Origin of the sequence: Candidatus Nitrospira neomarina, from assembly GCF_032051675.1 — a bacterium.
Taxonomy (GTDB): domain Bacteria; phylum Nitrospirota; class Nitrospiria; order Nitrospirales; family UBA8639; genus Nitrospira_E; species Nitrospira_E neomarina.
The window spans coordinates 3478128-3502500 of sequence record NZ_CP116968.1 but is presented as its reverse complement, the minus strand read 5'-3'; the positions used below and the strand labels follow the sequence as shown (position 1 = coordinate 3502500).

At 50.5% G+C, this 24373-nt stretch carries 17 protein-coding genes; 9 read left to right on the top strand and 8 right to left on the bottom strand.

The annotated features are described in order from the left end of the window. Positions 1-68 precede the first annotated feature (68 nt). From PQG83_RS15045 to PQG83_RS15015, 7 genes are all read left to right on the top strand, one after another. Positions 69-617: a carboxymuconolactone decarboxylase family protein gene (locus tag PQG83_RS15045; protein ID WP_312742688.1), complete on the top strand. Its 549-nt coding sequence runs from the start codon at positions 69-71 to the stop codon at positions 615-617. 64 nt (positions 618-681) lie between these two features. Beyond that, positions 682-1050, top strand: coding sequence for a nuclear transport factor 2 family protein (locus tag PQG83_RS15040; RefSeq protein ID WP_312742685.1), 369 nt, complete (start codon positions 682-684; stop codon positions 1048-1050). Between the two features lie 172 nt (positions 1051-1222). Continuing rightward, entirely contained in the window at positions 1223-2155 is a 933-nt protein-coding gene (locus PQG83_RS15035; RefSeq protein ID WP_376753598.1) for an alpha/beta fold hydrolase, read from the top strand. Between the two features lie 59 nt (positions 2156-2214). Then, on the top strand, positions 2215-3327 hold the full coding sequence (locus PQG83_RS15030) for an alkene reductase (protein ID WP_312742681.1): 1113 nt from the start codon (positions 2215-2217) through the stop codon (positions 3325-3327). Positions 3328-3360: 33 nt separating this feature from the next. Then, a complete protein-coding gene (locus PQG83_RS15025) occupies positions 3361-3981 on the top strand; it encodes a pyridoxamine 5'-phosphate oxidase family protein (protein WP_312742679.1) in 621 nt (206 codons plus the stop codon). Positions 3982-4320: 339 nt separating this feature from the next. Further along, positions 4321-4851, top strand: a complete 531-nt coding sequence (locus tag PQG83_RS15020; protein ID WP_312742677.1) for a DUF5069 domain-containing protein — start codon at positions 4321-4323, stop codon at positions 4849-4851. Positions 4852-4881: 30 nt separating this feature from the next. Further along, positions 4882-5871, top strand: a complete 990-nt coding sequence (locus PQG83_RS15015; RefSeq protein ID WP_312742675.1) for a zinc-dependent alcohol dehydrogenase family protein — start codon at positions 4882-4884, stop codon at positions 5869-5871. Positions 5872-6488: 617 nt separating this feature from the next. Here PQG83_RS15015 and PQG83_RS15010 read toward each other — a convergent pair. Next, positions 6489-7166, bottom strand: a complete 678-nt coding sequence (locus tag PQG83_RS15010; protein WP_312742673.1) for an OmpA family protein — start codon at positions 7164-7166, stop codon at positions 6489-6491. After that, positions 7163-8389, bottom strand: a complete 1227-nt coding sequence (locus PQG83_RS15005; RefSeq protein WP_312742672.1) for an anti-phage protein ZorA-like protein — start codon at positions 8387-8389, stop codon at positions 7163-7165. Before PQG83_RS15005 ends, PQG83_RS15010 begins: the two co-directional genes overlap by 4 nt. Before the next feature lie 495 nt (positions 8390-8884). Here PQG83_RS15005 and PQG83_RS15000 point away from each other — a divergent pair, with 495 nt between their 5' ends. Beyond that, a complete protein-coding gene (locus PQG83_RS15000; RefSeq protein WP_312742670.1) occupies positions 8885-12802 on the top strand; it encodes a PAS domain S-box protein in 3918 nt (1305 codons plus the stop codon). A 736-nt stretch (positions 12803-13538) separates the two neighbouring features. Here PQG83_RS15000 and PQG83_RS21040 read toward each other — a convergent pair. Next, positions 13539-13886, bottom strand: coding sequence for a hypothetical protein (locus tag PQG83_RS21040; protein WP_376753533.1), 348 nt, complete (start codon positions 13884-13886; stop codon positions 13539-13541). Between the two features lie 247 nt (positions 13887-14133). Next, positions 14134-16836 (bottom strand): AMP-binding protein, encoded by a 2703-nt coding sequence (locus PQG83_RS14990; protein WP_312742667.1) that lies wholly within the window; start codon positions 16834-16836, stop codon positions 14134-14136. A 295-nt stretch (positions 16837-17131) separates the two neighbouring features. On the opposite strand from PQG83_RS14990, the gene PQG83_RS14985 reads away from it, so the two are divergent. Next, on the top strand, positions 17132-18538 hold the full coding sequence (locus PQG83_RS14985; RefSeq protein WP_312742665.1) for a cyclic di-GMP phosphodiesterase: 1407 nt from the start codon (positions 17132-17134) through the stop codon (positions 18536-18538). Between the two features lie 232 nt (positions 18539-18770). Here the strand turns inward: PQG83_RS14985 and PQG83_RS14980 are convergent, their stop codons facing one another. The 4 genes from PQG83_RS14980 to PQG83_RS14965 all read right to left on the bottom strand — a co-directional run bounded on the left by PQG83_RS14980 (position 18771) and on the right by PQG83_RS14965 (position 24115). Beyond that, the gene (locus tag PQG83_RS14980) at positions 18771-20216 is read right to left on the bottom strand and encodes a DUF3482 domain-containing protein (protein ID WP_312742662.1); all 1446 of its coding nucleotides are present in this window, start codon (positions 20214-20216) and stop codon (positions 18771-18773) included. 6 nt (positions 20217-20222) lie between these two features. After that, positions 20223-21704, bottom strand: coding sequence for a DUF2868 domain-containing protein (locus PQG83_RS14975; RefSeq protein ID WP_312742659.1), 1482 nt, complete (start codon positions 21702-21704; stop codon positions 20223-20225). Positions 21705-21918: 214 nt separating this feature from the next. Next, the gene (locus PQG83_RS14970) at positions 21919-23067 is read right to left on the bottom strand and encodes an AI-2E family transporter (RefSeq protein ID WP_312742656.1); all 1149 of its coding nucleotides are present in this window, start codon (positions 23065-23067) and stop codon (positions 21919-21921) included. Between the two features lie 184 nt (positions 23068-23251). Further along, on the bottom strand, positions 23252-24115 hold the full coding sequence (locus PQG83_RS14965) for an MlaA family lipoprotein (RefSeq protein ID WP_312742653.1): 864 nt from the start codon (positions 24113-24115) through the stop codon (positions 23252-23254). Between the last annotated feature and the right edge of the window lie 258 nt (positions 24116-24373).

Below are 24373 nucleotides of genomic sequence, written 5' to 3'. Positions count from 1 at the left end.
GGTCATTGTATTACCACGAAAACATGAATGCGAACGTTTATCAAGCCCACACAAGGAGAACCCAAGCCATGCCACGATTAACTGCACTCAATCCGGAGACTGCCACAGGTCAGGCTCAACGTTTGTTGAAAGGCGTGGAGAGCAAACTGGGATTCGCGCCCAACATTATGCGGACCATGGCCAACTCGCCGGCCGTCCTTCAGGGATACCTCGATTTCTCGGGAGCCCTCTCGAAAGGCCATCTTTCGGCGAAGTTTCGGGAACAAATTGCTCTGACCGTTTCGGAAGTCAATGACTGCCGGTATTGCCTCGCAGCCCATTCGGCCATCGGCCGGACGGTGGGGCTCAGCGAGGAAGCCATCAGTGACAGCCGGCGAGGCGAGTCACTCGACACTAAGGAGGCCACGGCCCTGGCGTTCACGCGGCAGGTCGTGTCGAACCGCGCGCAGGTCACGGACGAAGAGTTCGCCAAACTTTCTAAGGCCGGGTTCACGGACGGGGAGATGACGGAGATCCTGGCCAATATCGCGCTGACTCTGTTCACCAATTATTTCAATCACGTGGCCGGGACGGACGTGGACTTTCCTGCCGCTTCCGAGCTGGAAGCCAGGGTCTAGAGCCGTTCAGGCCAAAATTTAAACCACCATTACTCAAGCAGTTTTTCAAGAAAGGAGAAAGACCATGAGCTCACAAACCACCATCAACCTACAGGACAGACTGGAAGACTTGTTTTCGTATATCCGCGAAGGCCGCATTCTGGATGCGATCAATGCATTCTATGCGGAAGATGCGGCCATGCAGGAGAACGATCAACCACCAACGGTGGGGCGCAAGGCCAATTTGGAACGGGAGAAGCAATTCATGAACACCGTGAAGGAGTGGAAGCGCTTTGATGTCACGGCCAAGGGCGTTGGTGAGGACGTGACGTTTTATGAAACGGTCATGGACTGGATAGCCACGGACGGCACTCCGGTTCATGCTGAGCAGGTCGTGGTTGCCAAATGGCAGGACGGCAGGATCACTCACGAGCGGTATTACCACAATCCTTGAGAATTAATACCAACGAAATTGGAAAGAGACCGGAACATTTTATGAAGGCATGAGATTTCTTCATTGTCCCGGAGGGAAAGGAATGAAACCATTGAATAAAATCATTAAACCTCTGATTGGAATTTTGGCTGTTGTACCGTTCGGGCTTATAGGCATGTTGGTTGTGGGGGCCATGGCTTCCAAGTCGGGAAATCAAGAACCGGCCACTGCTCAAACCACGGCCGTGTGGAGCAATCATCCTACTCTCCATAAAACGGTGGAAGTGGACGGACTGGAGATCTTTTATCGGGAGGCGGGACCAAAGGATGCGCCGGTCATTTTATTGCTTCATGGGTTCCCGACTTCGTCCCACATGTTCCGCAACCTGATCCCGCAGTTATCCGACCGCTTCCATGTAGTGGCTCCGGATTACCCGGGATTTGGAAACAGTTCCATGCCGACGGTGGATCAGTTCCACTATACCTTCGATAATCTTGCGAAGGTCATGGAGCAGTTCATACAAAAAGTCGGATTGAAATCCTACAGTTTGTATTTGATGGATTATGGGGCTCCTGTGGGATTCCGTTTGGCCGTTAGCCATCCCGAACGGATCGAATCTCTCATTATCCAGAATGGAAACGCCTATGAAGAAGGATTACGGGAGTTCTGGAAACCGTTTCGAGCCTTCTGGAAAGACCGTACTCCGCAAAATGCCGAACCTCTGAAGCGATCTCTCAATATTGACGCCACAAAATGGCAGTATACCCATGGAGTGAGAAATTCAGCAGTCATCAGCCCGGATAATTGGTTAGTTGACCAATACCTGTTGGACCGGGAGGGAAATCAGGCCATTCAACTGGAATTGTTCTATAGCTATGGCTCAAACCCGCCGCTCTATCCACAGTGGCAGGAATATCTGCGAGAGTATCAACCGCCCACGTTAATTGTGTGGGGGAAGAACGATCAGATCTTTCCGGCTGAAGGGGCCTACCCGTATAAACGGGATCTGAACAATCTGGAGTTTCATCTACTGGACACGGGACACTTTGCCTTGGAAGAAGACGGCGACCTAATCGCTAATTATATTGGCCGTTTTCTGGATAAACGAGTAGCGGTAAACCGGTGAAAGATCGCGAGCAAGTAAGAATGTCGTTCATTGAGCAACTCATTAAAAGGAAACGGACCATGACAAAACTTTTTGAGCCCTTAACCATAGGTTCTCTGACATTGCCCAATCGCATCATCATGGCACCGTTAACACGGATGCGATCAAAGCAGCCAGGAAACGTTCCACATGAACTCAATGTCACATATTATGCACAACGTGCTTCTGCCGGATTAATCATCTCGGAAGCCACTCAAGTTTCCCAACAGGGACAGGGCTATCCAGGCACCCCAGGGATACATTCCCAAGAGCAAGTCCAGGGCTGGAAACTCGTAACCGATGCGGTGCATAAGGCAGGCGGCCGGATCTTTCTTCAACTATGGCATGTGGGGCGCATTTCTCACCCTTCTCATCAACCCGATGGTGCGTTGCCGGTTGCCCCTTCTGCTCTTGCTGCGGAAAACAGTGGAACGTATACCGCTGATTGGCAGGAAACGCCTATTTTGGTTCCTCGTGCACTTGAAACAGATGAAATAGCAGGAATTGTTGCTGACTTTAAAGCGGGTGCTGAAAACGCCAAAGCAGCGGGGTTCGATGGTGTAGAAGTGCATGGAGCTAATGGGTATTTACTCGATCAGTTCCTTCAGGATGGTTCCAACGTTCGCACCGACGACTATGGTGGATCAATTGAAAATCGTGCCCGTCTGTTGTTGGAGGTCGTCGATGCGGTCAACGAAGTCTGGGGAAAAGAACGTGTTGGCGTGCGTGTATCTCCCTTTAACGCATTTAATGGCATGAGGGATAGTGATCCGATCACGCTGTTCACCTATGTCCTCCGTGAATTGGATGCACGAGGTGTGGCCTTTGTTGATTTAATTGAGCCACGGGCAGCGCTCGCGGGCATGCAAGACGAAAGCCTTCAAGACACACCACAAACGGCCGCATTGTTTCGTGATAACTTGAAGTCTGTTCTGATTTCCGCAGGAGGGCATACCCCTGATTCCGCTCTTGAATATACAGAAAAGAGTTTGGCAGACGCGGTGGCGTTTGGAAGGTACTTCATTTCCAACCCGGACCTCTCTGAACGGATCCGAAAGTCTGCCCCTCTCACTCCCTATGATCGTTCCACATTTTATGGTGGAGATACGAAAGGATATACCGACTATTTGCCTCTGAATGAAAAAGCTGCCTAACGACTATTTGAGTGAGAACAGGGAGACGAAGATATGAAACCACCAATCAGTGATATCGCCTTTACTCCGTCCGTGAAAGTCGTGCAGGAGCGACTGGGGTCACGACAGCACTACGCACGAATGGAGGAACGGGAGGGCTGGTCGGACACCATAACGCCTGAGCTTGCAGATTTCTTACGCGAGCGGGACTCCTTCTATTTCGCCACAGCGAGTGCGGCAGGAAGACCTTATATTCAGCATCGAGGAGGTCCCAAGGGTTTTCTTAGGGTGCTGGATGATCGGACCCTCGCCTTCGCCGACTTCAAAGGCAATCGCCAATATATCTCATTGGGAAATTTGGCCGAAAACCATCAGGCCTTTTTGTTCCTGATGGATTATGCCACCCAAACCCGAATCAAGATGTGGGGAACGGCAGAGGTCATTGAGGGTGCTCAGGACTTGCTCAAACAACTCACCGATACACATTATAAGGGAAAGCCCGAACGGGTTATTCGTTTTCATGTGGAAGCCTGGGATGCCAATTGCCGACAACACATTCCCGCCAAATATTCACAAGAGGAGGTCGAGCGCCTTATGTTGCCCCTTAGGAACCGGATCACGGCCCTGGAAACCGAAATTGAGATATTAAACAGACAATTGCGGGTGTCCGTGTAAACGAATGTCAGTCGATTACTGTCTAAGGCCATGCTGAAATAGGAGACAAGGAAATGAACACATCCGTACAATTCAAGAAATCAATATCCGAATCGAGAGGAGCTTCTGATTGTACACACGGAACTACAAGGGAGTGTTGAATAATAAGGATGTTCAAGAGCAAATTTACCCAGGATTAGATTACTCACCAAAGGATCCGAGGCGGTTCAAAAAAGTCCGTCCAGCAAGGCCGCAGCCGTTTTTACGCGCGGAGCGTACGCTTAGTACGTGAGCACGGGAAAATGGCAAGAACGCCGCTGGCGGCTTTTTTCAACAGACCCTACAAGGGAACATCGAACGATGAATCACGAATCTGAACAGTGGGAAGAGAGATTCCGGGCCCTCTTCGAAAGCAAGGTCGCGGCTTATAAAAACGGGGAGCGTCAGGTGGATGTGATGTTTACGAAACAAGAGGATGATTTTCTTCGATCAATCGGGGCCACGCCTCAGGAAATTTTCGACTTTGTGGAGGACTGGTGCGATGCCGGAGAACCCGATCCGGAAACCGCTCTTGCCATCACCAGGATAAGGCGGGACTATTTTTTGAACGATCAACAGGGACAATATTCGAAATTCGTGAAAATTACTGAATTGTTCCCGCCTCGGGAGGCCTCTCTGGCCGGACTGGAATGGTTTCCGCGCCTTATTGAGAAAGCCAGAGCCAAGCTTTATGGAGAGTTGCCACCCGATCTGATGTATAGTTGCGGTGCGGATCTCCGATTTCTGAGAAAGATCAACGTCAATCCCGTTGAATTTCTCCAAATGGTCCGGGAGGCGGATGACGACGTGGACCGCATCGTGAAATTTGTGAAGGAACGGTCACAAACCTGACCGAAATGATTTTTTTGAAGGAGGTAGGTGATGCCAAAGATCGTTCGCTTTCATCAAACGGGCGGACCTGACGTTCTGAAGCTTGAGGACTTCCCTTTGGCCGAACCGGGTAAGGGAGAAGTGCGCATGAAGGTGGAGGCTATCGGTCTTAACCGCGCCGAAGTCATGCTGAGAAAAGGCCAATATCTGGAGACGCCTCAACTGCCCTCTCGGATAGGATATGAAGCGGCAGGAGTCATTGATGCCGTCGGTCCCGACATCACAGACCTTCATATTGGGGACAGGGTGAGTACGATTCCGTCCTTTCCCATGAGCCAATATGGTGTCTATGGTGAGAGTGCCATCGTCCCGGCCTCTGCGGCCGCTCCTTATCCCGACAACCTCTCCGCCATTGAAGGTGCCGCCATCTGGATGCAATACATGACGGCGTATGGGGCACTCATTGAATACGGAAACCTGAAAACAGGCGACACGGTTTTGATAACGGCCGCCAGCAGCAGTGTGGGATTGGCGGCCATTCAAATCGTTAAAGCTACCGGAGGAGTCGCGATTGCTTCGACTCGTGGCGCGGATAAAAAAGCCTTTCTCCTTGAAGCGGGAGCGGATCATGTGATTGTGACTGATGCGGAAGATCTGGCGGAAAGAGGAATGGCGCTCACCTCTGGAAAAGGCGCGCGCCTGGTGTTTGATCCTGTTGCGGGTCCGTTGTTGGAACAACTCGCCGCCGTCACCGCACCAGGAGGGATCATCTTTGAATATGGGGCATTGGCTCCACACCCAACCCCGTTTCCTTTGTTCCCTGCCCTGGCAAAAGGATTAACCATACGAGGCTATACGCTATTCGAGATTGTCAAAAACCCTGAAATGCTGAAGCGCGGGAAAGACTATATTTATCAGGGATTAGAATCAGGCGCTTTAAAACCGATCATCGACCGCACCTTCCCTTTAGCGGAAATTGCGGAAGCGCATCGCTACATGGTCTCCAACCAGCAAAAAGGCAAAATCGTCGTGACGGTATAAAGTCTACCGCTTCCCTGTGTGTTCATTTGTAGGTTTGGGCAAGAGGTAAGAATAATTGGCATTAATCATCGAAGAGGACATCGATCTCTGGCTCAAAAGTATCTGGGGGTAGTCCCGGGATCCATGCTCCATGATCCCTTTCCGGGCGATGGAAATATTGATGGTTTTTCCGCTTGATGACCCAATCTCTTCCTGAAGCCCACACCGTCTTAATACTTTCCTCATCACTCATTTCCATTTGTATCTGTTCTCCGTCATTCAATCATCGGATGTGAGCAATCCTCCACAGAGAAGACTTTTTTTCCCATGCTGTTTCAGGCACCTGTCCCTCGTACGAGATGAATGTAGGAGGGTCTTTTAAAAACCCCTATTGGGATTTCCAGGGCTCGTCGTGTCAATGTGACCTCTATGCATAAGTAAAATACTGCCCTTTGCCTCCCCCCGTCCTTGGACAATTTTATTTAAGGCAAGGCTCTTTTTATTCAGACAACCACATGACTATTTCGACAGTTCGTTATGGGGAAGGATGGCCATAATTTTGCTAAAATTTTGCAGTGGTCTCGTCTTGACGGACCGGGAGGAGAGGAAGGGAGGCGATTTGCGGAGTGTCGAGTGGCTTATAGTATCTTGGCTGGCTGCTCAGCCATATGACGTTGCTCGGTTGAACGGAGGCGGATTTTAAAGATTACGCGCCGGCTCTTTTCGCGGTTCACCCTGCTATTCCCATCGTAGATCAAGTCTTGTCTGCCACGGCCGGAAGCTGACGTCATGGCCTGGAAGCATTGATAGGCCGACGGCTCTTGAGCCTCAATGGCCTCTAGCCCTTTCACCATCACGGCCAGGGATCGCTCCTGGCTTAATTTTAAATTATAGGCATCGTCCCCGCGATCGTCGGTGTGACCCTGGATTGCGAGGGAATCGACCTTGTCGCGTAAGGGTCCGCATAAGACGGCCGCGTAGAACGGCATCGCCTCCTGTAAAAACTGAACGGCGTCATGAGAAAGTATGCTTTGGCCGAACTCAAAGGTGAGTTTATTGTCGGGGACGACGATGAGAAGCGTGAGCGGATCTTGGGGATCGGACTCCAGGGTCAGTCCTAACCGCTCCAAATGGTCCCGAAGGGCTGCCTGCACATTCTCTTTGTGTTCTTGCAATTGCGACTGGGCTTCGGAGGGGGTTTGGGTGATAAATGCTGCAAAGAGCAGAATGAAGATCATGGCCAGAGAGGTCATGAGATCAATGATACCGCCCGTCGTGGGAGAACTGGTGTTATCCGGATCCGTCGGAAAACTCATCCTGTCCGCCGGTGTCTGACTGGCCCCGGCCGTTTGGACCAGGAGCTGATTTTATCGAAAAAACTAATCATGGAAGGGCTCCGAGCGTATGCAGAGGTCTTCCAGAGGGCTGGGCGGTTTTCGAAAGGTGTTTCTGTTGGCATGGGATGCAGGTTGGCTTCCTTGAGGCATTTGGTGAGGCTGTGAATGGCATCGTTTAAATCATTGAGGGGACCATGAAGCCGGTCGGTCATGATACGTGGAAGTTCCGCCACGGTTCGTCGGAATTCGGCATGTTGCTCCTGCTGCAATGCCGACAAAGTTTGAATGGCCGCTGTTAAATCGGCCGTTGAACCGGCAAGGCCGTTTGTCTCCCATCCGGCCAGGTGTGGGCGGCTTTCTCCGCCGGAGGCCGAATGATCTTTAGGGGATCGGCCTTGCATAGCTGTGAGTTGCTCTAACATTTGCTCCATGGTTTTTCGAGGAAAAAGTTGGTCAATGAGACCAAGAAAGATGTAATGGTCGTTTGTCAGTCGGGCCATGAGCGGTTTTTCAATGAACGTAAAGACATTGGCTATGATAAGTCCGATGATGGATGTCAGGAACTTGCCGGCCAGCCCGTTTATCAGCCCCTGAATTCCGACAATCTCACTTCCCTCGGCATGTAGCTTGCCAAGGCCGATAAACAAGGCGAGAAAGGTCAGCAGTAACCCGAGCCCCGTGATGAACGAAGGCAACTGTCGATAGAACGGCAGATTCACATGTTTGGCAATGAGGGCTTCTTGAGTAAACACCTCGGCGGCGCGTTTTGTGCTGAATATCCGCGGGTCGACAAACCACGGGACTTGTTCAAGAATGAGTGTCATCCGGTATTGCGCCCATGCATCGCGAAAGATGGGTTCCTGTTTCATTCCCGAGTCGAGCGTGTGGATGTCTTCACTGTCCAGCCGGTTCGAAGTGGATGCCGCACGGTCCACATGGGTTGAGAACCCCTTTCCCGGGTGATGCGTGAAGCGGTTGCGATCGATTTCCTTTCGTTCGTTAGCGAGTGCGTTCAACATGGGGCGTACTCGATTAAACGCCAGACGAACCGAAGCCGTTTCCTTTCGCATCTTGAGAATGTGCCACAGGAAAAATACCACAATCCCAACAGACCCCAGCCAACTCAGCATGGGGCTGTTCGGGCCTCCCAGGAAGGTCACGTCACGGCTCAAAAATTCCCACAGGCCAAACGTAGAGGGCATCTTGTCCTCAGCCTTTCGCTAATAATTGCCTACGGCTTATGCATGGCAGAGTTGTTGATCGTCGAATTCGTATACAGCATTCTCAAGTTTCGTGCCGTCGCTAAAGCCAGTAGAAACTCATAAAATAACGCAATTTTTGTGAATGTTTAAGAATCTTGCGAGGGGCGTTGGGCAAAGAGTGCCTCCTGCATCGGCAAGTTGGTCCTCAAAAAATACGCATCCACAATCATGATCTCCCATAAATCCTGACGCCATCCTTCTCCCTCTGGTCACCGACTGTCATCCTCATCCGGTGCCAAATTTTGCCAGACCATTGGTTTTATTCATGTTAAGGGGGTCATGGTTAGGGAAACCCGCAAGAGAAAAATAGATGCCTGATAGAGCCAATGGGTTTGACCCTTTCTTCAAATGGCGTACAATACCTCCACGATTCCGGCCACACTTCCCGGCTGAAGGATATTTTTGGCAGAAAATGAGGAAAGAAAAGGGGAAAAGATGGAGGCTCTGAGAACCACCACACCCACTATCCTTGTTGTGGATGACGAGGTGGACATTTGTCTCGCCTTGAGTGATCTGCTGGAAAGTGAAGGGTATCAGGTTGAGACCGTGGAGACCGGAAGGGAAGCGTTACGTCGAGTGTCTCCCGTTCATTCCTATAGTGCCGTCATCCTCGATTTAGGTCTGCCTGACCTTGATGGTCTCATTGTCCTTCAACGGTTGTATGGACAGGATCCCACCCTTCCTGTGGTCATTCTTACGGCGCATGGCGATCAAAAAGAAAAAATTCTCACTCTGCAACATCATGCATTTGCCCACTTGATCAAACCCTATGACCGGCAGGAGGTGGTTGAGATGGTGCATCGCGCGGTTGCGGCCAAGGATTTGACTTGGAAAGCTGCGCAGGCGGAAAAGGCGCTCACCTCCAGTGAATCGAAACGCCAGATCGAACAGCAACGTACGCAAGCCTTGCTTTCCGAAAGTGAGCAACGGCTGACGTTGGCCTTGAAGGCGGGAAATATGGGGATTTGGGACTGGCATATTCCGACCGGTCATCTTATCTGCTCGGAGGAAGTTGCCGGGCTCTTCGGGTTGGCCCATGGGATGTTTGATGAAACATTTGAGGCTTACGAAAACTGCATTCATCCAGATGATCGCCCGATGCTTAAAGACATCATTGGGAGAACGCTGGAGACCGGGGCGCCTTATGAAGTCGAGCATCGAATTGTGTGGCCAACCGGGGAGGTCCGGTGGATCGCCTGCAAGGGGCAGCTTGTTAAAGATCAGGATGGTCTCCACCAACGAATGCTCGGCATCGTTCAAGATATCACCACCAGGAAACAGGCAGAGATCCATTTGCAGGATAGTCAACGCTTTTTGACCTCCATTGTGGATAATCTCCCGCATATGATTTTTGTTAAAGATGCCAAAGATCTCCGCTTTATCCGCTTCAATCAAGCCGGAGAAAAGCTCATTGGCTATTCCAAGGAAGCGATGATCGGGAAAACCGATCACGATTTGTTCCCCAAATCGGAAGCAGACTTTTATACCAGGAAAGATCGAGAAGTCTTGTCCGGTAAAACCCTGATTAATATCCCGGAGGAGGTCATTCACACCCAATCTCATGGGACACGGTATCTGCATACCAAAAAAATTCCGATCTTAGATGGTCAGGGAACCCCTGAATATCTTTTAGGAATTTCAGAGGATATTACTGAGCAGAAGCAGGCAGAATTGGAACGGACAGAACGTGAAACGTTGTTACACCTTATTTTTGAAATGGGGCCAGGTTGCATTAAACGGGTTGCCGCCGATGGAACCCTGCTCCACATCAATCCTGCGGGGTTGGATTTAATCGAAGCGACAAATGCCGAGGAGGTGCTTGGATGTTCCGTCTTTGACCTCGTCGTGCCTGAGCATCTGGATGCCTTTAAGCAGATGCATCACGAGGTGATACAGGGGAAGAAACAGACCCTTCAATTTGAGGTCCAGAGCCTCAAAGGCACCAGAAGTTGGATAGAAACCTATGCGGTGCCATTCAAAAATCCCATCACGAATGAAGTGGAACATTTAGCGGTCACCCACGATATTACGGAACGGAAAAAGTCAGAGGAGCAGGCTCAGCGGTTGTCCCGTCAGAATGAACTGATCCTGTCATCGGCAGGTGACGGGATCTATGGATTAGATCTTGAGGGTCGGACGACCTTTGTCAATCCGGCTGGGGCAAAAATGTTGGGGTATGACCCCCAGGAGCTCATTGGATCCCTTATGCATGGAACCGTCCATCATTCTAAGTCCGATGGTTCTCTTTATCCCCGTGAAACCTGCCCTATGTATGCGGTCTATTCGGACGGAGTTACTCGGCAGGTAGAAGATGAAGTCTTGTGGCGCAAAGACGGCACCAGTTTCCCGGTGGACTATACCAGCACCCCAATTTGGCAGGATGGGAATCTGACAGGAGCGGTCGTCACTTTTCGAGATATTTCCGAGCGCAAGCAAACGGAAGAGGCGTTTAATAAATCGAGAGCGGAGTTTTTGACCTTAGTCGATTCACTGGAGGGGATTGTGTGGGAGTGTGAGTTGCCTTCTTATCGGATCACCTTTGTTAGTCAACAGGCGGAGCGCCTGTTGGGGTATCCCATAAATGAATGGTTGGAAAATCACGATTTTTTCTGGGGTCGTCTTCATGAGGCTGACAAAAACCGGGTGATGGAATATAGCAGGGAAGCCATTCTCAAGAAAAAGAACTATGAAATAGAATACCGATTTCTCAGGAAGAATGGGGAGATGATCTGGCTAAGAGATCTGGTGACCGTGGTGGTGGAACGTGGTCAGCCTGTGAAATTGCGTGGAGTCATCTTTAATATAACGCAGACGAAGCAGGCAGAAACCGTTCTTCAGGAGAGTGAAGAGCGGTTCAGACTTTTAAATGAAGCGATTCCTCAGCAGGTATGGACGGCATGCCCTGATGGGTCTTTAGATTATGTCAATCCACGGGTTCTCGAGTATTTCGGTTCATCCTTTGAAGAGATGATCGGTCATGGGTGGCAGCAATTTCTGCATCCGGATGATCTACCTGGATGTCTGGATTGCTGGGCCAGGGCACGTGAAACCAACCAACCCTACGAAATCGAATTTCGGCTATTGCGGGGGTCAGACCATGCTTTCCGATGGCATCTCGGGCGGGCTCTTCCTGTTTTTAATTCAGAGGGGCAGGTGGTGAAATGGTTTGGATCCAACACAGATATCACTCAATTAAAGCAGTTGGAAAATCAGGTTCGCCAATCTCAAAAAATGGAAGCGATTGGGACCTTGGCAGGTGGTATTGCCCATGATTTCAATAACATTCTTATGGCGATCATTGGTTATACGGAACTTGCCAAACAGAGTGCCAGGGAAAATATCAAAGCCCAAAGGAATCTTGATGAGGTGTTGGTAGCTGGGCAGCGCGCCAAGGAATTGGTTCAGCAAATTTTGACATTCAGTCGGCAAACCGAGCAAATCCAGCAGCCGCTTGACCTTCAACTGTTGGTCAAGGAAATTGGCAAATTCCTTCGTGCCACGTTCCCGGCGACCATCGACATTCGGCAACATTTCACTGAGGCGACCTCGATCATATTAGGAGATCCTATCCAAATGCATCAGGTGTTGATGAACCTGTGTGCCAACGCCGAATACGCCATGCGGGGAAGCGGAGGTGTTCTTGAATTGAAGTTGGAGAGTGTGATTGGTGAACCTGATGGGATTGGCGCACATCCTGATCTAAAGGGAGGTGCCTATGTATGTCTGACGGTTCGTGATACCGGAACAGGTATGACTCCGGATGTCGTCCAACGTATCTTTGATCCCTTCTTTACCACGAAGAGGGTCGGTGAAGGGACGGGAATGGGCTTGGCCGTGGTCCATGGAATCGTCATCAGTTATGGCGGTGTTATTAAGGTGGAGAGTGAACCTGGACAGGGAACGCTGTTTAGCATTTATTTTCCGGAGATGGCGGCCACGAGTTATCCAGAGGAAAATCCTCCATTGCCACAAGAAGTGTTCAAGGGCCGAGGGCATATACTTTTTGTGGAAGATGAGGTGCCCCTCGCCAGGCTTGGGGAGGAGGCCATGAAGGGGTTGGGGTATGAGGTTATAGTGCGCATGAGTAGCGTTGAAGCTCTGGAAACTTTTCGGGCCGATCCCTTTCGATTTGATGCGGTTGTGACCGATCAAACGATGCCGCATATCACCGGCGAAGCTCTTGCGCGTCAATTGTTAGAACTTAGACCGGACGTGCCTATTATCCTGTGTACGGGGTTTAGTCACAGTATGACCTCGGAAAAGGCCAAAGCCATGGGGATTCGTGCTTTTCTTTTAAAGCCGCTGTTGATCAAGGATCTCGCGTGGACTCTTCGGGAGGTTCTGGATTCATGACAGGCCGAATGTGACTTTGTCGTTCCGGACGGTGTGAAATTTCTTCCGGCTTCTGTTTGGTGTGTGAAGAGTTTACTCGCCAGAATTGTGGTGATGTCCGTAATCCCCGTTTTCAGATTGTTTTCTTTCATCACACTCCCATCAATATTTTGTGCAGACTCGTCATCAGCATTCACGATCGAAATGTGTGCCCAGCAAGATTGTGCGTAGGGTTTTCCCGGGCTGTTGAAACTCGCGCCAGCGTAGCTCCTATACCTTTCGTTTTCGCCGACTCACATGCTCCGCATGCCATCCACCGTATGTCAAAATCAGAACGGGAGCGAAAATGGGCTGATCATCAAAATTCGATGGTGGCTGATTCCCAAGTCACTATATGGTGTTCCTTCACATTCAGAAGGCTTCTATGAAAGGGGTTCTTCTTTTGCTCTTGACGTCCTGCAGGTAGCGAACCGGTCGTTCTGCCATTTGCTTGATGAAATGTGCGGCTGAAAGGGGGAAAGTCAGGCTACAGTTATTGGCGTTCGTATTTTCATATGACCGTTTCTGTGAGGATGTGTCATGAATGGTGAAGAGGCTGTCATTCAAGCGTATGAACTTGCCGTCAAAATGGCCAGTGATGTCAGGCGATGCGCACCGCAAATTGGATGGCTGCGGTGACACAATGGTTGTCCAGGCATCTGGCGTGTATGCGTCCCGCCTGCATTATCTGGCAGGCGGGACTGATTCGGTGAAGCAGTTAACCCACTTGGACCATGCCATGGTTATCGCAATGAGCGCCGTGCGGAAAATGCAAATGGCCGTCAACCAGATAGTCGATATGGTCGCTGTGCGGAACCGTTTGATGCCCGCATGTAGGCCCATGGCGATGGGAGGACTCATGGGCCTCGCAATCGTGGTTGGGGGTACAATCAGCGGGATTCACAGTCCCTACAGCCAAGGTGTGTTCATCCACGTGTTCATCGTGCGGGAAATGCAGATGTCCATCATGAAGGTAATCCTGATGGTCTTGGTGCCGGATAACGGTATGGCCACAATCGGGACCGTGTGTGTGGGGATGTTTGTCATGAATGCGATGGTCGCTCATGATGCCTCCTTTTAATATTTGTGAACACGTTTTTCCATGGAAATTTCACATTTCACCTTAGAAAAATCTGGAAGGATTGTCAAAGAGTTGTTGGCCATTGCCACCGTTGTTTTTCCGGTGCTGGAGCAACAATCACAATGAGCTGATTTTTTCTTTGATCGGTAGAATCCTCTCTTAATGGGAAAAAGGCGTAAGATATTTAAATGCCATGGTGAGGCGGGATGTGTTGAAAGATTCCACCCAATTGTTAAAGAGATGCCACTGCCTCACGGATTAACTGGGTTGCTGCTGAATAGGGGTCTTCCCCTCTGGTTGTCCATGTTTCAACCATGGATGGGGTGAAGGTTTGCCCTTCCCCAAAGGTGAGGGAAATGGGATGACGTTGAGGTGTTTTGGCATCGGGGGGCCAGACCTGAAAACTTCCTTCGATTTTAACCGGGATAATTGGAATGTGTAATTCACAGGCAAGAACCCCGAGACCTTTCTTGAAGGGAAGGAGCTGCCCGTCAAGGCTCCGTTCCCCTTCGGGAAAAATCAGGAGACTTTTCCCCTTCCGGAGAAGGGCGACTGAGGCTTTGAGGACATTGACCAGGGGCGTCTCCGGTCCCACGGGAATCACATGACCCACGCGCGCGACCCATCGACGAAAAGGTGATCGAAAAAACGGTTCCCAGCCAAGAGTGTAAAGTTGTGAAAAGGTGGATGGTGGGACGGTCGCCAAAATAATAAAGGGATCAACAAAACTCAGATGGTTGGCCGCCAGGATAAAAGGTCCCTCCTTGGGCAGATGTGTGATGCCTTTGACGGTCAATGGAAAGGCTAGACGGGAGAGGGTTCCGACAATAGCCATGCCTGTCTGCCCGATGATTTTATTCCCTCGGGAAAGCGGAGCGAGAACGGTCCTTTTCAGGGCTGGAGGGAGTGGGGTTTCGAAGATCTGATGCCAGGAGGAGGTGGTTTCTGTGTCCTCAACGGGAGTTTGCTGGAGGGCTATGAGCTTGGTAATGACATCACGCACCGTCACGACTTCTCCCATGAACGTTTCCGGGACCGCTCCCAACCGGTTTTCGAGGGCTGCTTGAAATTCGACGCGTTTCAAGGAGTCGAATCCCAAGTCCAGATCCAGGTGGTCGTCCAATCGTAGGGCGCGGTCGGCTGAAATCAGCCCGACAAGGGTTTGGATAACCACTTGGCCGATGGTTGTTTGGCGAATCTCCTGGTCGGTCTCAGGTTCTTGCTCCGGTGCGGGTTCAACGGCAGTCTGCTTAGATTGCGTCATGGCCCGGACAAGATGTCGCTGGATCTTCCCTAAGCGCGTGCGTGGAAGGGGATCTTTGATGAAGGTCACACCACTGATTCGTTTGTAGGAGGGAAGAGTTGCCGCGACACTATTCAGCGCATCTTTGATGTAAGTGGCGGAATCATGAATTTTGTGGTCTCGTAAATAATCAAAATTGGGGACGACCACGGCATGAAGATATTCGCCTTCCTCCCCAGGGCGGGGGAGTCCAAGGATACAAAGTTCCGCGATCGCCGGATTCTGTTGGTACGCCTCTTCCAATTCTTCGGGAAGAATGTTTTTTCCTCCAGGTGTGACGATCAGTTCCTTGATCCGTCCGGTGAGAAACAGGTATCCGTCGGAGTCCAGATAGCCCAGATCTCCGGTAAAAAACCATCCATCACGAATAGCCTCTGCCGTTTCTGCCGGTGCTTGGTCATAGCCCTTCATCACATTGGGCCCTCGTACCACCACTTCTCCTATTCCTTCTTCGTTCGGCTGATCGATTCGCACCTCGACGCTGGCGAGTGGTGGACCGACGGAACCCGGTTTCAGTCGAGACAAGGAACTGAAGGCAATCACGGGCGCCGTTTCAGTGAGCCCGTATCCTTCCCGAATGGTAAATCCAAGGTTCCCTAAGTCTTTCGAGATTTGTGGATCAAGTTTGGCTCCGCCGGAGCACAGAAGCCGAAGCGAGGAACCAAATCGGCGGTGAACAGGGGTAAAGACACGGCGTCCAGGGTTCCATCGGGTATGGGTTCTCACAAAATCTGACAGGCCGAGTAGAAGCGTGATGAGCGGACGGACGAACGCGGGACGCCGGGCGAGTTCTTCAAATATTGACCGACGAATCATGGAAAAAATTTGGGGGACACCCACGACGATCGTGACGCCGGTCTCCTGAAGACATTGCACTAGATCCGGTCCCTTGAGTGAAGATAAGAAGGTCATTCTGGCGCCCAGGAGAATGGGAACAAGGTAGGCAATCATAAAGGGATAGGCGTGGTGCAGAGGGAGCATTACTAAAAAATTGTCTTCCGGGCCCGCTAAATCTTTCCCCATAATGTCTTTGGCGTTGGCCATAAAGTTGCGGTGGGTGAGTAGCACGCCTTTGGGTTTTTTGGTGGTGCCAGAGGTATAGAGCAACGAAGCCACGTCGTCAGGGTTTATTCGCCTATCGACGGACGGTTTCTGCTGTCCTTGTGATATGAGATCTTTCATGGACAGGTGGGTAGATGTGGTAGCGGGATCCATGTTCACGACGGTGATCGTGGTGGGAAGGCCTTGTATTAAGGCCACGGTTTTTGAGCTGACGAAGACGAGCCGACTATTGGAAGTGGTGAGGAAGGACAGCAGTTGCTCCTGTGGCATGTGAATATCCAGTGGAACGGCTGTGGCGCCGACGGTGAGGATGCTGAGATGAGCAATCACCCATTCCGGACGATTTTCAGCCACGAGTGCGACACGGTGGCCCGGACCAAGTCCGTGTTCATGAAGACTTCCCGCCAATCCCCGAATGAGCAGTGACACTTCCCCATACGTGTGTTGTCGATACCTCTCCCCTTCTTTTATTTGCATGACCACTTGATCGGGGGCTATGGCCGTGAGTGCAAAAAAGGCCTCGGGAATAGTATCTGGAAGATTGGTGGGAGCGATGGGAGAAGCCTGCATCGTTTGTGTCTCCTGAGAGGGCTGTCAAAAACGATTCGAAACAAAGTCTACCCGAAAGGGGACATGGATCCAAGAAAAGACTTGGGTAACGGAAACTGAGCCTAAAAAAGGGGCAGGTTGGTGTGATGAGGCTCACTCGGCATGAAAGGGAAATGATTTATTTACAGTCGATAGGTGTCAAGCCTTAACCAATAAGGAAAATATTCCGAAAAAGCATGGAGCTTTCTGCTTACCCATAATTGTAGCCATTCCCCAGATGGATGTTTTGCTTTATAGCTGAAAATGAGATTGTTCTATGCCGTTCTTTAAAGTTGAAGATACCCGGGATCTTCGCGTCGGGACGTTTGTCAAACTCGAAGGGTCCTGGTTCAGCCATCCTTTTCCCACGAATACCTTTCAAATCAAATCCGCTGATGATCTGGCGACCATTCAAGCGCTCAAAAATGTCGTCATTCTCCAAGACCCCGAACGGTCGGCCTCGTTCGATGTTGAGGATGTTCCGGATGAAAACCGGCGGCCTCTGGATCATGAGGAGAGCGTAAGTAGGGAGGAAGACTCGGAGGTCATTTCCGATTCAACATTCGATCACCCGGAAGACGACGAACCACTGATCAAAGAATCTTCCCTATCCACAATCCTGGACCGGCGACAGGATTACCATGAATTTCAAAATCACCTGCGTAAGATCGAAGGGGCATATCAAAAAACTCTGGGACAGGGGAATGAATTGTTCCGGCAACTGAGTGATCGCCGGCAGTCCGGACGGAAAACCGCGGATGCCATGATCACGAGTATTATCACGGCCATACAACATCCCAAGACGGCGATGTCGTTAATCGATGTGGTCGGCAGTAACGGGGCCACGTGGGGCCTGTCTGAACATGCCCTCAACGTGTGCACCCTCTCCCTCCTCATCGGCCGTCAGTTGGGTTTGGAAGTCGAGGGATTACTTGAGCTTGGGCGTGGAGCGTTGTTCCACGATGTGGGTTATCGCGCGTTACCCATGAACGTACGATTCAGTGCGGTTGGTATGAAAATTCAATCGGACCCGGAGCTGAGTCAGCGACATCCGGAGGTAGGACGGCAGCTGATGGCATGCTTTCCGGATACCAGTCCAGCAGTATTGGAAATGATTGAACGCCATCATGAACGACTGGATGGTTCGGGGTTTCCGAATGGTATGAGAGTGGACGGCCTTTCATTGTCGACAAAAATCGTGATGGTTGCGGACCATTATGATGAACTCTGCAATGCTCCTGATCTACAAACAAGTCTCACCCCTCATGCCGCGTTGTCCCGACTCTTTCGCCACGTGGTGATGAAGGGAGAATCGTCCAGATTCTGCCCGGGAGTCGTGCAAGCCCTGGTGCAGGCCATTGGGGTCTATCCACCGGGGAGCCTGGTGGAACTATCGGATGGATTTCTGGGGGTCGTGTCATTGATCGATATTCATCAACCCACCCGACCGACGGTGTTGTTGTATGCGCCCTGGATCTGCCGAAACGATGGGATGCTGGTCAATTTGGCACAAGAGCCTGAGTTGGAAATTAAACAAGCCCTCCATGTGAAGGATATACCCCTGCCTGCCCTGGCCTACTTGAGCCCCCGTCGAATGGCCATGTTTGTGCATGCGACCGAACCCACCACTGTGGCGTCCAACAGCAGGCAGCGTCAAATTTTTAAGTCAAATCTGAAGCGGTAGTCCGGATGGTATTGAAAAGAGACGGTTGAGGTTCATGAATGCCGTAATTCCGATACAAACGGTAGGGCGTTAAGTGTTCATGGGCTGTCAGTGGTTGGCAAATTTCCATAATCGCCTTGAGCTCATACAAGAAGAGAGCCTTGCTCCGACTCCTCAGAAAAAGACATATCATTTGTTTCCCCCTTATGGACTCGATAATTTTGTAAAGGGTGGACCGGATAAACGGAAGATGCTAGCCCGGAGATTTTTCTAACCAACCTTTGGCTTCGGGATAAAATTGGCCTAAAATTTCCTGACTCATTCTTGAGAGTAGAGAAACGAGATTGGTCTGGATGTGATCCGTAGTGGCGGTTGTGGGTTGCGGCGATCTGGCCAGTTTCCACATTTGGTGTAGAGCGTCTTTTTGTTGTTCAAGAACGTTTTCGGCGGCGCGTTGCCAAAAAACGGGAAACTCTCTTGGGTCCGTGTAATCTCCCCGTCCCCTCCCGCAATGAGTCACCGCTAAATAGCGTAACAAGGCATCCCGCGTTTGCCGGTCAAGAAAGGCAGGGACCCAGGAAATCCGATTGGAATTGCCTGTTTCCTGACTTTTGGCATAGGTCCGTTCGGCGAATGCTCCAAGGATCGCTCCTCCAATGGTAAAGGCGCCATGAGAGAGTCCTCCCGTGGCTAAGTCCGAAGCCAATCCGGCTGCCGCGCCACTGGCCAGTGCTCCCCAGAACGTTTCTTCTTCCCACGGTTTTTTTTCACCTGGCACGGTCACATCTTCAATCCTGGATTTGAGTGTGTGCGCGGCATCGCCGGTTAACCCATGTAACTCAATAAGATCTGCGGTGACGCCTGAGATGCGTTGTGCTAAACGTTGGTCCAGTGCCTGAATCGCATTTTGGATTTGCGGCCTTTTCGAGAAGCCCGTAGACTCTTGGGGAAGGCATTCTCCATCCATGGCGGTCTCGATCAAAAGTTGAGTGAGATGGGTCATGGATGTGTCAAAAATTTGCCGGTGGGTGGCATACCAGGCCTTTCCTAATTTTTCCATCGTGGGGAGTTTTTCCGATGGCAGGACCTGAGTGACGTGATCCCATAACACACCTTCCTGAACCCAGCAACGCGTAAAGGCGTCCAAGCTCATCACGTCTTTAATGACGCCATGATTAACCCAGTGTTGTTTCCAAAGGGATTCCAATTGTCGCTGTTGTTGTGGATCGATCAGACCGGTTTGATTCACTAACAGGATGACGGGTTTATTCAGCCAAGTGAGGAGATCGAGTTCAGGTTGAAGATAGCCCGCCATGGATGGGTCTTCTGTCGCATTGACGAGGTATAACACCACGTCGGCTTCATCCCTGACGTTACGGATCGCTTGCTGACTGCACCAAAACGGTTTGTCTGCTATACGGTCCCAGACTTGAGACACCATCCACCCAATCGGGTTGCTGAGTCCTTGAAGGCGATCCAAAAGCTTGTGGCTATTACCAAAGCCTGGGGTGTCCCACAAGTTGAGTCGGGAGCCATCAGAAGTCTCCAGCAATACAAATTGTTCATTTTGAAGCGTGACATGGGCCTGATCGAGCACCTGTCCGACGTCGCGACGCAACAGAGTGCGGGCCAAGGTGGTCTTCCCGATATTGGTATGGGAAATGAGTGAAAGCGTGATAGAGGAAGAAAGGGCCGTCATGACATCTCACCTTTTGGGAGGCCACAAAGCCGCTTGGGCCTTCTCCAGAAGCTGGTCGCGGGATGTATCTTTGGCATCGAAGGCCACGATTTGTAGATGGTAGTCGTTGGCGAGACGTTGCCAGGTTTGTTGACGTTCTCTCATTTGTGTCTGATTAGCAAGGTGCCGATAGGGCTCCTGGTCCAGAACAATGAGTAAATGATGTTGTCCATTAGAGGATTCAATTGAGGCTTGAACCATGTGAAAGAGTTCGCCGTGCACCTCCGCTTCCGGGGTTTGCGCCAAATTACAGAGAAGAACCACCGTTTGAGGTGAGGCGGTTGCCTGCAACGAGGTAAGGCATGTCCGTCCATAAGGAAGTGGGTCTCTCCAATGCAAGGTGGCCTGATTGCCAATGAGATCCAGAAGGCATTGTCCCACGCAATCTAAAGCGGCCGGAGAAGGTTGATAACTATACGGCACAATATCAATTTGGATGCCTTGTCCGCGTTCAGTACTCAGCAGCTGTAGATAATACGGCTCATCGAGAGGGAGCGTGAAAGATTTCGCGGCTTTGTGGGCGAATCGTGCGGATAGCCAGGCCAGGGTTACCCGAGGTATGACGATACTCACAAAGGCCGTCAGTGCCCACATGTGAATCCACTGAGCAGCAGAGCCCTGGCCGGGAGCTTGAAGACGTGCAATGTCCTCAGCTGATGGAAAGGGAAAACCCAGGAGCCAGGCTGCTGGTCCCAAGAGTCCGTTTAAGACCATATGCACCTGTGCTGCTGACAAGAAGGTGCTTTCCCACGTGGCTTGATAATCTAAAACTAGTCCACGGACGTACATACTGAAGATGATGCCTAGCGCCAGACAGGCTGATCCAATATGCAGCAGATGACGAACGCGACTGATAATGACGGGATGCCAGTGTCTCCACCACAGATTCATAAATCGTTCGGAAGATTGAAGAATCCATTCTCTTTCCGCACCTCCAGGTAAAGCAAATTTTGGCCATGGTCCTTTCCCTAACCATTCCGTCGCGGTGGCAAATCCTTTGGCCAGGTGACGGAGAAGTGGCCCGGTTAGGTCTTTTCCCAGAAGCGGCGGCAGAATGGTACCCGCATAGGTTCCCACATTCCACAAAAGCAGAATCAAGAGTGGAAAGTTTAAGAGATTGACTCGTTGAGTCGTTCCGAGCCCATTGATAAACAGGCCGACAACAAAGGCCGGTATCGCCACGATGGTATATGGAATTGTAGCCTGAGCGCCTCGAAACGATTCAGTGATCATGGGGTAAGAAGTGGAAAGAAAATTCCAGAGGGATTCCGCTCGATTGGTGAAAAATTGGATAGAACTCTCTGCTGATAAGGGTGGTTCGTGGGGCGAGCTTTTTTTTGCGTGTTGGCTGGCTCGCTGTCTGGTGGAGTGTGAAATATATCGTCCTTGTGGGTCTGATTGTTCCAGTGCCTGGATTAACAGAATTTTTGATACCTGTTTCGAATTCATAACTGTAGCCATTTTGCCATCTGAATCTGTGATATTTTCAGGATGGGGTCACTAAGCAAACAGCCTGCCAGGATTGACGTACAACCATGATAGATCTGACTGTTGTGTCTGTGTAGAAGGTGACGTGTTTTGTTGTGTGATAAATGACTAATTGCATGGCGTGAGGTCAACCCAGGGAAAACGGGGGACGCAGCGTTTCCTTAGCTTGTATGGCTCAGGTATGGAGGGAAACCGAACCGGCATGTTTTGATCCGGAAGAAGAAGCATCTGGTTGAGGCTCCTGAGAATTATTGTTTACGGATTGGGCAGCGGAGGCCTCAGAATCTAACAAGATGCTGATCCAACGGGTCGAGGGGCTGCTTTCCAAGGCAATTTTCACCACCATGGTCATGGGAACAGAAAGCAACATTCCAACCGGTCCCCACACCCACCCCCAAAATACTAAGGAGAGAAAGACAACAAGTGTGGAAAGGTTAAGCTTCCTCCCCATAAGTTTGGGTTCCACTACATTACCGAAGATCAAGTTGACGGCTACATACCCTGCGGCTACCAGCAACAGGTGTCCAATGCCGAATTGAATGTATCCCAATAGCATTGGCGGGACTGCTGCAATGATAGACCCGAGGTTTGGAATAAAGTTCAGCAAAAACGCCAGAAGGCCCCAGATAAGGGGAAAATCAATTCCTAAGGCCCACACCCACAACGCAACAATTACACCCGTTCCAAGGCTGACAACGGTTTTGATAGCTAAATAATTGTTGACGGCGTCCGTTATTTTTTGGGCCTGGGAGAAAGTGCCTTTTGGATCTCCGAAGGCGGTCCCTACTTTCTGTTGAAAGCTGGACGCCTCAAATAAAATGAAAATGACGGTGAGGAAAATTAAAAAAGAGTTTGTGAGCACGTTTCCCAACCCGGACAACATTTTGGCTACGAGCTTCATTGAAGCACCGGGATCGATGGATTTCAGTAATATGCCTTTATCAAGTTGGAAGCCCAACTCCTGGATCCAATGGATCATGGGCTCGATTTCCTGGGTCAATCGAGCTTGGTAGCGTGGAATGGCTTCGGAGAAATCATCCAGGGAGGTTCCAATAATCAGAATAAACACAACTCCGACACTGAGAACTCCTAGGACGACACCGAACACCGCCAATGGCGTAGGGATGCCTTTTTGTCGAAGCCAAAAGACTGGTGATGCACTAATAATGGCAAGAAATATTGAGACAATAAGAGGAACCAGGATGGGCTCTGCAGCCCGCATCCCGGCCACAACGATGATAAATGCTGCGGTGGTCAACAAGAATCGACCAGTTGGAGGATGACTGGAGGTCGGTAGTTGGGAATTCTGCTGGTTGTGCATCATGAAAAGGTTTATCGCGAAGAAACTGTGTCTTCTTTGGGTATGATACCCGTTTTTTCCTCTCCTGTCTTCGAGCGAAAAGTTGTCGGTGCTATGGATAGAAGTCAGCGGAGAAAAGGAAAATTCAAAAGTCTCTAAAATCTTAGCGTGGTTGCTGCTGTGGGGACCAAGATGATGGGCTAGAGGACTATTCCTGAATGGCCTTCAGCCGTTGTTGGAGATACCCATTCCGGACAGCACCATACAAATCGAGCGTGCCTTCCTCAACGCCTTGAAATTTTTCCAGCGTGAGTGCACGGAGATTCACCGTCTCGCCGGCGACCATTCCAAGCCGTGATAAGGTGACGGTCATATCGTGTTGGACCAACCGCGGAGCGTCAGCGATTTCAATAAAGGGCAGGACTAGCCAGTTAAAAGGGTCGAGGAAGGAATCGCCGATGAATCCAATGCCATCTCGTAAGGTGAAGGGGCCCAGGAGCGGAATCATGAGGAACGGTCCAGGTGGGACACCATAAGTTCCTAAGGTTTGCCCAAGATCCTCTTGCGGAGTTTCTAACTCGAACATAACTCCAGCCGGGTCAAATAATCCTCCGACCCCAAGGGTGGAATTAATAAGGAATCGGCTCAGCTCAATGCCAGCTCCCTGAAGCTTTGCTTGAAAAATGTTGTTCAATAATCTCGGGACAAATCGTATATTTTGAAACACGTTTGAAAAGCTTTGCTGGACATCGGGAGGGATGAAAAAATTGTAAACTTTGGCAACCGGCTTCACCACGTATTTGTCCAGCCGGTAATTAAATTCAAAAACGGCAGAATTAACAGGTTCAAACGGATCATAGTCCTTATTCTGGGAATCACCAGACTCGTCAAAAGGATCAAAGAATTCATTTTCATTTCCTTCGCCTTCAGCGTTGAGTCCGTCCTCAAATTCAGCGATTTGAATGTCGGGAGCGGTTTCCATGCCATTTTGGGTCTTCGTGGATTTGGACTTTCCCGCACATCCACCAAGTCCTACCGCGAGGCATAGAATTACCCAGATGGACAATCGCATCGTTTCTCCTCTCATGCCAAAGGCTTTTCTTTTGAGATTTATATCGGGCCCGTCCACTTCAATCCGATTGTTGGAACGCAAGATCGATTCAGTAATGTGGAATAACTTCAACTATTTCACAGATAAACCGCGCGGACTGTAACAAAATCCCATACCCAAGCCAAGAATCTCTTTCCCCGTCCCCACTTTTTTGAAGACCTGAGAGTGGTGAAAAAAATCAGACTTTTTTCGACTTTTTGGTAAAGGCTTGGAGAAGGC

What these genes read in the sequence shown, in the direction of transcription:
- PQG83_RS15045 (WP_312742688.1), top strand. Translation starts at nt 69, where the DNA reads ATGCCACGATTAACTGCACTCAATCCGGAGACTGCCACAGGTCAGGCT.
- PQG83_RS15040 (WP_312742685.1), top strand. Translation starts at nt 682, where the DNA reads ATGAGCTCACAAACCACCATCAACCTACAGGACAGACTGGAAGACTTG.
- PQG83_RS15035 (WP_376753598.1), top strand. Translation starts at nt 1,223, where the DNA reads ATGGCTTCCAAGTCGGGAAATCAAGAACCGGCCACTGCTCAAACCACG.
- PQG83_RS15030 (WP_312742681.1), top strand. Translation starts at nt 2,215, where the DNA reads ATGACAAAACTTTTTGAGCCCTTAACCATAGGTTCTCTGACATTGCCC.
- PQG83_RS15025 (WP_312742679.1), top strand. Translation starts at nt 3,361, where the DNA reads ATGAAACCACCAATCAGTGATATCGCCTTTACTCCGTCCGTGAAAGTC.
- PQG83_RS15020 (WP_312742677.1), top strand. Translation starts at nt 4,321, where the DNA reads ATGAATCACGAATCTGAACAGTGGGAAGAGAGATTCCGGGCCCTCTTC.
- PQG83_RS15015 (WP_312742675.1), top strand. Translation starts at nt 4,882, where the DNA reads ATGCCAAAGATCGTTCGCTTTCATCAAACGGGCGGACCTGACGTTCTG.
- PQG83_RS15010 (WP_312742673.1), bottom strand. Translation starts at nt 7,166, where the DNA reads ATGAGTTTTCCGACGGATCCGGATAACACCAGTTCTCCCACGACGGGC.
- PQG83_RS15005 (WP_312742672.1), bottom strand. Translation starts at nt 8,389, where the DNA reads ATGCCCTCTACGTTTGGCCTGTGGGAATTTTTGAGCCGTGACGTGACC.
- PQG83_RS15000 (WP_312742670.1), top strand. Translation starts at nt 8,885, where the DNA reads ATGGAGGCTCTGAGAACCACCACACCCACTATCCTTGTTGTGGATGAC.
- PQG83_RS21040 (WP_376753533.1), bottom strand. Translation starts at nt 13,886, where the DNA reads ATGAGCGACCATCGCATTCATGACAAACATCCCCACACACACGGTCCC.
- PQG83_RS14990 (WP_312742667.1), bottom strand. Translation starts at nt 16,836, where the DNA reads ATGCAGGCTTCTCCCATCGCTCCCACCAATCTTCCAGATACTATTCCC.
- PQG83_RS14985 (WP_312742665.1), top strand. Translation starts at nt 17,132, where the DNA reads ATGCCGTTCTTTAAAGTTGAAGATACCCGGGATCTTCGCGTCGGGACG.
- PQG83_RS14980 (WP_312742662.1), bottom strand. Translation starts at nt 20,216, where the DNA reads ATGACGGCCCTTTCTTCCTCTATCACGCTTTCACTCATTTCCCATACC.
- PQG83_RS14975 (WP_312742659.1), bottom strand. Translation starts at nt 21,704, where the DNA reads ATGAATTCGAAACAGGTATCAAAAATTCTGTTAATCCAGGCACTGGAA.
- PQG83_RS14970 (WP_312742656.1), bottom strand. Translation starts at nt 23,067, where the DNA reads ATGATGCACAACCAGCAGAATTCCCAACTACCGACCTCCAGTCATCCT.
- PQG83_RS14965 (WP_312742653.1), bottom strand. Translation starts at nt 24,115, where the DNA reads ATGCGATTGTCCATCTGGGTAATTCTATGCCTCGCGGTAGGACTTGGT.